Origin of the sequence: Paraflavitalea pollutisoli (genome assembly GCF_029360705.1) — a bacterium.
GTDB lineage: Bacteria > Bacteroidota > Bacteroidia > Chitinophagales > Chitinophagaceae > Paraflavitalea > Paraflavitalea pollutisoli.
In genome coordinates this window covers 3,479,479-3,491,985 of the sequence record NZ_JARKMX010000008.1, presented here as the reverse complement: position 1 = coordinate 3,491,985, position 12,507 = coordinate 3,479,479, and the positions used below count along the sequence as shown (strand labels likewise).

Below are 12,507 nucleotides of genomic sequence, written 5' to 3'. Positions count from 1 at the left end.
ACCATGCAGTTACCAGCCATATTACAAGAGTTTCAGGATAAAATGCAGGCAGCGTTTCCCGAATTGTATGCAGTGCCCGATGAATATGAACGGGTAGGTATTAGCTTGTGTTTGATACCCATCGTACAATCGGATCTGCTCGATACCCTGGTCAAACAGGAGTTTGGCGCCGAAGGCGATTTCCCACTCGTCGGCGGTAGCCGGGGCAATCAGCACCGGGGTATTATGCCCACCGGTGAAACCTGGATGTATTGTTGCTGTGGTAACAACACCGACGCGCGGATCGGCTTTATCCAAAACATACCGCAATACCTGTCGCACCCCGAAGCTTTGCTCAATATCGAACCGGCGTTGCCAGGTGAGCCCTTTTTGTCGGGGCGGTTGGTGTTCAGCAGTCATTTCCGGAAACTGTTTCAGCACTATTCACTCGTTTACGAACAGCGGTTCAGCAGCCTCAACCTGGGCGGGTTCATTACAACAACACTTACGCTGGATGACCTGGTACTGACGGAGCCCGTCAAGCGGAGCATCGAGGAGATTAGGCATTGGCAGCACTACCAGGAGCAGCCAACAGCCAGCCTCGCCTTTACCAAGCGCTTGAAGACGGGATTAAAAGTGATCTTCTTTGGCAAGAGTGGAACCGGCAAAACGCAAACGGCTACGATCATCGCCCAGGAACTGGGTAGGCCGATCTACCGTATCGACCTGTCACAGATCGTGTCGAAATACATCGGCGAAACGGAAAAGAACCTGTCGAAGATATTTGAGGCGGCGGAACACAAGAACTGGGTATTGTTCTTCGACGAAGGCGATGCCTTGTTTGGCAAGCGGACCTCCGTCAATTCCTCGAACGACCGCTATGCCAACCAGGAAGTAGCCTACTTGTTGCAGCGTATAGAAGATTATCCCGGTATCATCATCATATCGACCAATTTAAAAGAGAACATCGATCCGGCTTTTTTGCGGCGGTTCCAGATCATCGCCGAATTTCCCATGCCCGATCAACCACAGCGCAAGGCCATTTGGGAGAAACTGCTGGCCGAGTTGCCCAAAGGTTCGGTAGAACTGGCCAATCACGAATGGGACGAGGTGGCGAAGACCGAATTGAGCGGGGGCGGCATCACCAATATCGTGCACTATGCCCTCTTGAAATCAAGTTACCAGCAGTCTCCCATCGGGTTGCCATTACTCAAGGAAGGCATTATCCGCGAGCTGCGCAAGGAGAACCGGTTGACGAGTTTATAACCACCGGCTAAGCACGCCAGGTTCTGTAATATATTGATAACAAGCCCCCGCCGAACCTGGTGGGGGCTTTTTCCTGCAACGGCGATTCCAATTTACCCCCTCATTTTTATGAGAATACCCCCCTGCTGCGGGGGAGAGGATTGATACATTTATGCCGAACGAAATACCATATGAAAAAAAGGACGATGATGCACATAAGAAACGCCGTATTACTAAGCCTGGTGCTGTTGACGTTGAATACGGGCACTGCACAGATCAGGCAGCAATTGCTCTTCAATGAAGCCTGGAAATTCAAGGCCGGTGACGCGGTGGGTGGCGAGCAGGCTACTTACAACGATGGGGACTGGCGAACCCTGAGCCTGCCGCACGATTGGGCCATTGAAATGCCCTTCAGCAACCAATGGGCCAGTGCCACCGGATACCTGCCAGGCGGCATTGGCTGGTACCGTAAAACATTCAAAGCGCCCGCGGCCTGGAAATCAAAGAAAGTCTACATCAATTTTGATGGCGTATACAACAACAGTGAGGTCTGGATCAATGGCCATTCGCTGGGCAAACGGCCCAATGGGTTTGTGGCTTTCCAGTACGACCTCACACCCTTCCTCCGTTTTGATGGCAACAACATCCTGGCGGTAAAAGCAGATCATACCCTGTTTGCAGACTCCCGTTGGTATACCGGGTCGGGTATCTACCGCGATGTGCACCTCACCATCGTCAACCCGGTGCACATCGCCACCTGGGGTGTAGCTTTTACGACCGATGTGGTCGACGCTACCCGGGCGATGGCAACCGTCAAAGTAACCATTGAACCCGCACGAGCCCGCCAACTGCAGGTAGAAGCGATGCTCAAAGATGCGGCGGGCAGGGTAGTGGCCAGCGCGAAGCAAACCCCTTCCGTAACAAGCGGAAACAACCTGACGGCGGCTATCCATTTCGACGTGAAGCAACCAATGTTGTGGTCGGTTGATCGTCCCTATCTCTATCAATTGCAGGTGAAAGTATCGGCAGCTGGCAAGTTGGTGGATGACTGGAATGATGAAGTCGGTATCAGATCCTTTGCCTTCGATGCCGATAAGGGATTTACCCTGAATGGTCAGCCGATGAAGTTGAAAGGCGTGTGTATCCACGACGATGCCGGCGTATTGGGCGTGGCGGTGCCCGAAGAAGTATGGGTACGTCGCCTGGACCTGCTGAAGGCAGGAGGTTGTAATGCGATCCGCATGAGCCACAATCCACATGCGGAGTATCTGTACCGCCTCTGCGATAAAATGGGGTTCCTGGTGCAAGATGAAGCCTTCGACGAATGGGAGACGGGGAAGAACAAATGGATCAGTGGCTGGAACAAAGGCACGCCAGGTAAAGACGGTTACCATAGCTATTTTACGGAGTGGGCCGCCAGAGATATCGAAGCCATGGTGCTGCGCAACCAGAACAGACCTTCCATCATCATGTGGAGCATCGGTAATGAGATCGACTATCCCAATGATCCCTATTCGCACGAAGTGCTGAGCACGGGACGCAATCCCCAGATATACGGTAAAGGGTATTTGCCCGACCATCCGCCAGCCGCAAGACTGGGCGAGCTATCGGCCCAACTGGTAAAGGTGGTGAAGCAACTGGATACTACCCGTCCGGTTACTGCCGCCCTCGCAGGTGTGGTGATGTCCAATACCACCAGTTACCCCGGCAACCTGGATATCGTAGGATACAACTACCAGGAATACCGCTACGATTCGGATCATGTCGTGTATCCGAAGCGCATCGTCTATGGTAGCGAAAATGGTATGCAATACAACAACTGGATGGCGGTAGCGAAAAACGATTATATCTCTGCGCAGTATCTGTGGACGGGCATTGACTATATGGGTGAAGCCGGACAATGGCCCACCCGCAGCAATGGCGCCGGCCTGATCACCCTGGGGGGATTTGCCAAGCCAGAGTACTATTTCCGCCAAAGCTTGTGGAGCGATGCCGCCATGCTGTACATCGGTACCAGTACCATACGCGGGCGGGAAGGAAACGGCAACTGGAGTCAGAAGCGGGCCGAACCGCAATGGAATGCGAAGGCAGGTGACTCGATCAGCGTGCGTTGTTTCTCCAACTGTGAGGAGGTGGAAGTACTGGTGAATGGGCGTTCGCTGGGGCGCCTGACGCGGGAGGCCACGCAGAATGGGATCTTTAATTGGAGTACGTTATACGAAGCCGGGAAGGTAGAAGCCAAAGGATACAACCAGGGTAAACTGGTGCGTACCGCAACCCTGGCAACTACAGGGCCTGCTGCTACCATACAGACTACGGTCTATACACATCCGCTGATCCAAGATAAAAAAGCGATGACGCAACTGGAAGTGCGGATTGCTGATGATGCGGGCAGAGAACTCTACCGTCCCGGTAATCCGATTACCGTTGTGGTAGCAGGTGCCGCGCGATTCATTGGCATGGAAAATGGCAACCTGGCGGATACTACACCTTACCGGGCACCTACGAAGCCGGTGGTCAATGGTCCCTTGATCGTATATGTACAACCGGACAACAGCGGCCAGCCTTATACCGTCACATTGAGTACCCCAGGACTTCCGGCGGTGGTGCGTTCCTTCAATACGGGTAAGGCAGCGGCTCCCGTTAAGCGCGCTGGCAAATAGGGTTGGCTGTTAACTATCGGTGCTGTCTACTTCAGGGTCGACTTCGTCTGGTTCGGGGAGTATGTTCTTAGCTGCAGCCACAGGGGCGGATAACTTCGCTCCATGAAAAAGATTACAACACAATTAATAATGGCGATCGTACTGACAGCCTGTGCGATGCCAGGATATGCCCAGCTGAAACAAGCTGCGCAACAACAGCGTTCCATTGCTACAGGTAACAACACCCGTAAAGCAGCTACGGTAAAGCAGTCATTGTCGCCGGATGCCATCAGGACCTATCGGGTTCATATCCCGGAAGAAGACATCGTTGAGCTGCGCAAACGTCTCAAGGCTACCCGGTGGCCCGATAAAGAAACAGTGGCAGATGCGTCTCAGGGTGTACAACTCAACAGGCTGCAGTCACTCCTGCAATATTGGTCCACCGGTTACAACTGGCGTAAAGTAGAGGCGACATTGAATGCCTTGCCACAGTTTATCACCACGATCGATGGTGTCGATATTCAGTTTATGCATGTACGTTCCAAAGAAGCCAATGCACTTCCGCTGATACTCACACACGGCTGGCCAGGTTCACCGTTGGAATTCCTGAAAGCCATCGATCCGCTCACCAACCCGGTGGCCCATGGCGGAAAAGCAACCGACGCCTTCGATGTGGTGATCCCCACCATTCCAGGCTATGGTTTCTCAGGCAAACCAACAGATGGCGGATGGAACCCTGACCGGATCGCCAAAGCCTGGGATGTGTTGATGAAGCGACTGGGGTATACCCGTTATGTATCGCAAGGGGGCGACCACGGTTCCGTGATCTCCGATGCATTGGCCCGTCTGGCTCCCGAAGGATTGCTCGGTATTCACCTGACGATGCCGGCAACGGTGCCATCGGAACTGGTGGCTGGTATCAACGGCGGTGCTGCTGCGCCAGCAGGATTGGCGGGTGATGAATTGAAAGCCTACAACACGCTCAGTGCGTTTTTCGGCAGGGCCGCGGCCTATGGCGCCATGATGGTGACCCGCCCGCAAACCATTGGTTACGGACTCACTGATTCTCCTTCAGGTCTTGCTGCCTTTACCTTCGAAAAGATTGATGCCTGGTCCGATAACAACGGATACCCGCAAGGCGTATTGACCCGCGACGAAATACTGGACGATATTTCCTTATACTGGTTCACCAATACGGGCGCCTCTTCTTCCCGTTTCTATTGGGAGAACAACAACAATAACTTCAGCGCTGCGGCACAAAAGACCGACCAGATCAAAGTACCGGTTGCCATCACGGTATTCCCCAAAGAGATCTACCAGGCGCCGGAAAGCTGGTCACGCAAAGCATATCCTTCCCTCTACTATTTTCACCGGGCTCCTAAAGGCGGTCACTTCGCGGCCTGGGAACAACCGGAACTCTTCAGTGTAGAAATGCGGGAAGCGTTCAGGTCGCTGCGTTAAAAAGTAGGCTTATCACGTTGATTGCCTCAAATCGAAGTAGAAGAACGTATTGCGCAAAGTTGGGGTTTCGAGCATATAGCGTGCCGTCAATAAGGTGTTCCGTTGAGCTTTTCAACAAACGAGATTGAGCTTTACAACAAACAGATCTGGGGTGAACCGGTCGACCTTTGTGGGGTGAGTGTGAGAAGTTGGTCAACGAAAATCAGATAGCTGGCCATCTGGTGTGCGATAGGTTATAAAGGATAAAAAAAGATCATAACATGGATTACAAATTAACAGGTAAAAGGGCACTGGTAACCGGTTCCAGTGCAGGCTTGGGCGAAGCCATTGCCATGATGCTGGCTGGGGAAGGCGTACAGGTAGTTGTACACGGACGGAATGAGGAACGTACAAAAGCAGTAGTGCAACGGATCATCGAGGCAGGCGGTAGTGCTGAAGTGGCGATCGGAGACCTGGCCACCGATGCAGGAGCCGATCAGGTAGCAAAGGCCGCATTAGCGGGTGGTGCCATCGATATCCTGGTGAACAACGCTGGCTTCTACGCGCATACTTCCTGGTCCAATACCACTACGCAGGATTGGTTGGAGGTGTACAATGTCAACGTCGTTTCTTATGTGCGCATGATACAGCGCATCGTTCCAACCATGAAAGAGCAAAAATGGGGTAGGGTCATCAATATCGGGGGAGGACTCGGTATACAACCGATCAATGAATTGCCCCACTACAATGCGAGTCTGGCGGCACGTCACAACATGAGTGTCTCACTGGCCAGGCAACTGAGTGGTACGGGTATCACCTCCAATGTGGTGGCGCCTGGCGCGATCATGAATCCCGGTGTAGAGCAGTGGCTTCGCCAGGCTGCACCACAAAAAGGTTGGGGAACGGAGCTGGCAGAGATCGAGCAGCAAGCAGTAAAGGAACTGGTGCCCAATGATGCGGGCCGCTTCGGACGGCAGGAAGAAGTAGCAGCCGCGGTGCTGTACCTGGCCAGCCCATTGGCAGATTATGTGAGTGGAGCCTTGTTGCGGGTAGATGGAGGTACAGTGCGCAGTATATAGGTGTTTTGCATCGTTACTCCCCAACAAACAAAAGGGGCTGACCATGTCGATCAGCCCCTTTTGCTATTCGTGACGGAATATACTAGTTCTTGGTCCACCAGGGTTGAGAAGCAATCTTGTCGTTGCCTTCTCCAAATTGTCTTTTGATGGCTTCACCTACATTGGTCGCGTTGTTGTTGTACTCAGCTTGCGGGTATATCCAGCGATTGGGGATATTGACGCCTGCAGGACGACGGAATGAAGGATAGCCGGTTCTCAAATGATCGAAGAAAGGACCCCAGGGCGATTGCAGAAAGGAACGCAGGTAGCGTTGCGTAACGATCTTTTCGATCTTCTCTTCTTTCACTGCGGTAGCACTGAGGTTATTGATCGCTCTGCCCAGGTAAGCAGTGGCGATGCTTTCCGATACATAGCTGCCCAATCCTTTGGCGTATTTTTCATAAAACTTGAAGGAAGCCTTCACGCCGGCATTGTAGTAGTCATCAGCATTGCCGGTAGCCCATCCCCTTACGATGCCTTCGGCAATGAGCAGTTGCTGCTCCGCAAAGCCGATCAATACCATCGGTTCGGTTGTGGCATCTTTGTGGTACCGGTTGTTGACTTTAGAAGTTCTGCCGAGCGCTGCTTTGGTATTTACCTGGGCATAGGGCGCTGCGGGGTCGCCACCTTCATAAGCGGCGAAATTGTCGATCGCCAGTCCGGCATCTTCCGCATTTTTGGTACGCGTGCAGAAGATAAAGAGGCGGGGATCTTGCCTATCCTGCAAACGGCGGATAAAGGTAGAGTCCATGTACATGCCTGAACCGTATCCGCTGGAGTTGAATTCAGGGTAGCGGTTACCTTCTTGGTCCAGGAACACCAGTTGAGCATCGTCATCATTGCTGGCAAACAGCGGCTCGCTGGTAACGATCTGTGCGAAAGCAGTTTTGATCGCCAGATCAGCCTCCGCTTCTTTTTTCGACAACAGCATCAGCACCTTCAAACGGAAAGCGTTGATCGCTCTGCGCCATTTTACGAGGTCACCTTTGTAGATGATATCGCCGGGGATGAGGGTGTTTTCCTTGGCCAGCATCTCATTGGCTTCTTTCAGTTCGGCCAGGATGCCTTTGAATACGTCTTTCTGCGCATCATAGGTAGGCGGCACATAGGTGGTCTGTGTTTCACCTTGCAGTGACTGTGAATAGGGAACATCACCGAAGGTGAGGGTGAGGTTCAGGAAATAATAAGCCCGGAAGAATTTACCCAGCGCTACATAGGCGTTGGTGTTGATACGCTTGGCCTCTTCCATCATTTTGGTCACATCCCGCATTTTGGAATAGGGGGTAAAGCTCGAGCGGTCCCACTTGTAATATTGCTCGGTGCTTTCACCATCCGTCTGCACCAGTTTCTTTTCTGCATACAGGGGGCTGGTGCCGTTGTTGTAGCGAAACGCATCCCATTCTATCTGCGTCAGCAGCAGTTGCGGGTGGGTTTCGGTAACCTTGTTGGGGTCTACATTGATCTCTGCCAGTTTCTTACAGGAGCTAAGTCCGGTAAGTGCAGTAAGGCCAACTATGATAAGTTTTTTCATGTGTCGTAGAGAATTTTTAGTGCAGGATGCTGTTTAGAATTTTACATTGAGCGAGAAACCTACATAACGGGGAGAAGGATCTTGCAGATTACCATCGTTGCCGATCTCATAATCAGGATCGAGCAATGGCATCTTCTTCCACATCGCCAGGTTGTAACCGAATACCTGCAGGTAAAGGCCTTTCACCGTTTTGCCCAGGCTCATCACGTTGCCGAGCTCATAGCCAATGGCTACGCGACGCAGCTTGAAGAACGAACGATCGAAGGTGTTGGCGAATTTCTTGCTTTCCTCTTCTGTTACACGGGCGCGGTAGGGATAGTTCTGTCCCCAGGTTTGCCAGCTTACAGCCGTGGTGTTGGGAGCATATTTACGCGTGTCGGAAAGCACATTGCCGTTCAGGTCTGTTTTCAATTCACCGGACGTAACGACTACGCCTTCCGGAACATATACAGGCTTGCCGGCAGCATACTCAGCAGCGCGGTATTCCACAGAGTTGGGATGTTTACCGCCCCACCACATTTTCTCATGCGTGGTAGAGTTCATAATACCACCCCACACACCATCAATGTCGATACCGATATCAAATCCTTTGTAGTTGAATTTGTTTTGGAAACCCAGTCTCCAGGAAGGGTCCAGGTGGCCGATGTTGCGGGCATAAGGATCTCTGATGGGCATACCATTGCTGCCCAGGATTAGCTGACCGTCGGCACTTTTCTGCCATACCGTAGCATAATAGCTGTCTGTTCTGTCGCCCTTCTGGAGATTGCCAAATTTCGATTGGTCGCCATAGATCTCCGTGATCTTCTTGACATACTTCGACCAGTTGGCCGCAACGTCCCAACGGAAATTCTTGTTGCGGATCGCTTTAAAACCAGCCACTACTTCAAAGCCATTGGTAGTATAAACGTTGCCGTTCACTTTCCGGGAAGTAAAGCCGGATGCTTCCGAAATTCCCAGGTCGATGATCTGGTTTTCGTCCTTGATATTGTAATAGGTCAGGTCCAGTGACAACCTGTTTTTGAACAATCCGGTAGAAATGCCCGCTTCATAGGAAGAAGACTTTTCTGGCAGGATGTTGGGGTTCACGATACCGGCAGGATAGAACACCGATTGGGTAGAGCCGTAGGTAGTACCCTTGTTATACGCAGAATAGATGCTGTAAGGTGCCAGATCGCTGGATACCTGCGCCCAGGAGCCATACACTTTCAGGTAGTCGACCACCTTCGGCATGCGCACGAGTTCAGATACCATGGTGCTCAACGACACGGAAGGATAGAAATAAGAGTTGCTGCTGGTAGGCAGGGTAGAAGACCAGTCGTTACGGGCGGTGAAGCTGAGGAAGAAGGCATTGTACAGGTCGATGTTCGCAGCTCCGTAAATACTCCTGATCGATTTGTCGATCTGGGTATTGTTCGCCTGTACTGGACCTTGTGTATTGTTGAGGCTATACACTTCAGGAACGATCAGGCCATCCGTAGATTGATACTCCTGGGTATAATTCCTGTTGAAGATAGAAGTACCGGCGTTCACACCGATCTGGATATCTTTCGTAATCGTCTTCGAGTAAGACAGCAAGGCGTCTGCATCAAAGTTCAGTTGACGGGTGTTCCAGTTCTTGTAATCACCATTGCGGGAGTCGCCATAGTTCATGTAGGACTTGGGGCTCTCCATAGACTCGAAGTTGGTCCTGTTTCTTCCATTGCCGCGGATCTGCAGGCTCAGGTCTTTGGAGAACTTATAGGTGGCCTTGAGCTGCATGTCAATCACATCCCTGTCTTGTGCCTGCTTCAGGTTGTAAGAAGCAAAATAGGGGTTGTTGTACCAGGCATAGTTGTAGTTGGCCTGGCGGTAGCCTTCCTGTCCGGGTACCCAAAGGTGTTTTTTCAGGTCCTGACCGTTCACGTCATCACTCATCCAGATGAGGATGGTGTAGATATGGTTCTTGGGGCCATATCCATAACGGGGGTAGTTGGGAGAATAGACCTTGTTGTAGGAAAGCGAGGTTTCGAGGGTGAATTGCTTGGTGATGTCGAAAGCGGCATTGAAGTTCAGGCCGCCGGTATTCAGCGACATATTGGGAACCTGTCCTTGCTGATAGGCGTATTTGCCAGATGCGTAGTAACGGGCTTTTTCACCTTTGTAAGCAATGGAGAAAGTATTGGTGCTCACGATACCTGTGCGTAAGAAATCCTTGAGGTTGTCATGGTACACGAAGTCGATGGGTACACGCTCATATTTGGAACGGTCGTCATAGATCGTACCTTTTACGTCGCCATACCACTCGATGGTTTCGCCGGTTTGCTTGTTTCGGATGGGGCTGTTCCATTGTTGCACTTTTACGCCTGCATTCAGTTTGGGGCCCCAGGTCATATCGCCGTCGGAGATACCGCCATCGGCGCCATCCCAAAATTCGTATTTGCCATCCGAGCCGCTACCGTATTCTTTTTGTGTTTTGGGAAATACGGTGAAGCCGGCGGTGAACATGTTGTTGGTATTCACATTCACTTCCATACCGTCTTTTTTGGCATTCTTGGTGGTGATGAGGATCGCTCCATCCTTACCGCGGGTACCATACAAAGCCGATGCAGCAACGCCTTTCAGTACGTTGATGTTGTCGATGTCTTCACCGGATACGTCGTAGAAATCGGTTTCTACCGGTACGCCGTCGATAACGATCAGGGGTGATTTACCTCTCAACTGAAACTGTGGGCTCTGGAACATACCGGTGGGTGTTGTTACGGTAAGGCCAGCCACTTGTCCGGCCAAAGCAGTACCCAGGTTCATGGTACGGGAGTTGGCCAGTTGTTCAGTTTTTACTTCCTGGGTAGTGAAGCCCAGTCTCTTTTTCTGTTGTTTGATACCGATGGCGGTAACCACCACTTCTTCCAGTTGCTTCGATCCTTCCTGCAGGGTTACGTTCAGTACAGTTTGTCCGTTCAGGGAGATTTCCTGGGTAGCAAATCCTACTGACGAGAATACGAGCACTGTACCACCGGTAGGTTGGGCAGTGATCGAGAACTTACCATCCTGGTCGGTGGTAGTGCCATTCGTGGCGTTTTTGAAAACAACATTGACAGAGGAAAGGCCTTTTCCTTTTGGGTCAGTGACCCTGCCGCTGATAATTTGTTGGGCGAAAAGGATTGCCGGAAAGATTGTCAACACGGTGATAAAGCTCAATAGCCGTGCTAACCATACATTTTTGCTCATTTGCGCTGGTTTTGTTTGAGGAGCGCAAAGGTTGAAATGTAGTATTATGGGAAAGTTAATTGTAGTTTAACAAATAGCTACGAAGTGAATGGAGGTAGGAAATCTGTAATTGCAAGTGTAAACTATTCCTATTATATTGAGGCAATCCTACAACCATGTGTTTTTGTTTGAAATTGCCCTTGTTCGTTGCATTGATCCCGTTTATATTATTGTCTTGTAAAAAGGACGCGGATCCTGAAATTTCACCCATAGACCCTGTTACGGCCACGACATATCTACCCGTCTTACGGTTAATCAGCGCGAGTAGTTATTTTGGTGATGCGGGCGGTACCTTTAAGTATGATTCGATCGGCAGGATAACGGAAGCTAAATGCTATCTTGAAGAACCCGTAAGGATTTATTATAATAAGGATACGATAAGTCATATGACATTCTTCTATGATAACGCGAACGGTCTTTATAGAAAGAGGAGCGCTATTTTTGTTTTTGCGGCAAATAAACAGCTGGAAAGAGTTGTATATAAGCCTCGAATCGAGAGCTACGATATCAATGATCCGAAATTCAGACCCAGCAATCCTTATTTTTCCTCGACCAGCGATGGCGTTTTCGAAGGAGTAGATTCCTTATTTTATTCGCCGATTGGTCGGCTTATTGAAATAAGATGTTGGTCTCATTACTCTTTGCAAAGGACGGTTAAATACATCTATGAAAATGATAGCCGGCCTTCACCTTCGAAAGTCACTTTTTTAAGCGGCCTCAGATTGGACGAGTATAAACTTACAACAACGGATATGGAAAATCCGGTAGGGCGAGCCGTCTGGATAATGCCCTATATATCCAATATGACCATTATGGATACAGGTTTTACGTTGTCTGTGCCAATAGCAGGCAATAGGTACAGTTTTTACGACACTTACTTCGCTGCCGTTAAAAATTGCATTTCGAAATACATTTATACAGATACAGACGTGAACGGCAATCCTACTAACCATAGTTATAGCAGTGCAAATTTTTCATATTCTTATAATGCTGACTCTACCCGGTTCCAGTCGAAAATGGGCTACGAACCGGGAGTTACCTATGTTTTTAGAAAACAATAATCCCCCAACTCGGCCACCTCACCAGCGCTCAAGTCAAAAAGACTTAGTGAATAAATATGGGAATTACCCAGTTCCGCGAATTTGTGTTATTAATAAAGAGGGCAAAACAGTTTATGACAGCTATATACTTCAGCACAATGACGCTCAGCTAACCCAGCTAGCGCAAACATTAAATAGTTTGACCAAGTAACTGCCAGTTCTGCCGCTTTCACCGGAGGGATACTTTGTGGGTTTATTCCTAACCG

General features: G+C 50.5%; 7 protein-coding genes. 5 read left to right on the top strand and 2 right to left on the bottom strand.

Annotated features, from left to right (window positions below):
* Positions 1-3 precede the first annotated feature (3 nt).
* The 4 genes from P2W70_RS27730 (at position 4) to P2W70_RS27715 (ending at position 6,385) form a co-directional block, all read left to right on the top strand.
* Complete coding sequence (locus P2W70_RS27730) at positions 4-1,245, top strand: ATP-binding protein (RefSeq protein ID WP_276484820.1); 1,242 nt, start codon at positions 4-6, stop codon at positions 1,243-1,245.
* A gap of 185 nt (positions 1,246-1,430) precedes the next feature.
* Entirely contained in the window at positions 1,431-3,887 is a 2,457-nt protein-coding gene (locus P2W70_RS27725) for a glycoside hydrolase family 2 TIM barrel-domain containing protein (protein ID WP_276484819.1), read from the top strand.
* A 102-nt stretch (positions 3,888-3,989) separates the two neighbouring features.
* Entirely contained in the window at positions 3,990-5,327 is a 1,338-nt protein-coding gene (locus P2W70_RS27720) for an epoxide hydrolase family protein (RefSeq protein ID WP_276484818.1), read from the top strand.
* A gap of 260 nt (positions 5,328-5,587) precedes the next feature.
* Positions 5,588-6,385, top strand: coding sequence for an SDR family NAD(P)-dependent oxidoreductase (locus tag P2W70_RS27715; RefSeq protein ID WP_276484817.1), 798 nt, complete (start codon positions 5,588-5,590; stop codon positions 6,383-6,385).
* An 82-nt stretch (positions 6,386-6,467) separates the two neighbouring features.
* On the opposite strand, the gene P2W70_RS27710 is transcribed toward P2W70_RS27715, so the two are convergent.
* On the bottom strand, positions 6,468-7,955 hold the full coding sequence (locus tag P2W70_RS27710) for a SusD/RagB family nutrient-binding outer membrane lipoprotein (RefSeq protein ID WP_276484816.1): 1,488 nt from the start codon (positions 7,953-7,955) through the stop codon (positions 6,468-6,470).
* A 33-nt stretch (positions 7,956-7,988) separates the two neighbouring features.
* The gene (locus P2W70_RS27705) at positions 7,989-11,162 is read right to left on the bottom strand and encodes a SusC/RagA family TonB-linked outer membrane protein (RefSeq protein ID WP_276484815.1); all 3,174 of its coding nucleotides are present in this window, start codon (positions 11,160-11,162) and stop codon (positions 7,989-7,991) included.
* A gap of 167 nt (positions 11,163-11,329) precedes the next feature.
* Between P2W70_RS27705 and P2W70_RS27700 the strand changes: the two genes are divergently transcribed.
* Positions 11,330-12,262, top strand: coding sequence for a hypothetical protein (locus P2W70_RS27700; protein ID WP_276484814.1), 933 nt, complete (start codon positions 11,330-11,332; stop codon positions 12,260-12,262).
* Positions 12,263-12,507: the final 245 nt, after the last annotated feature.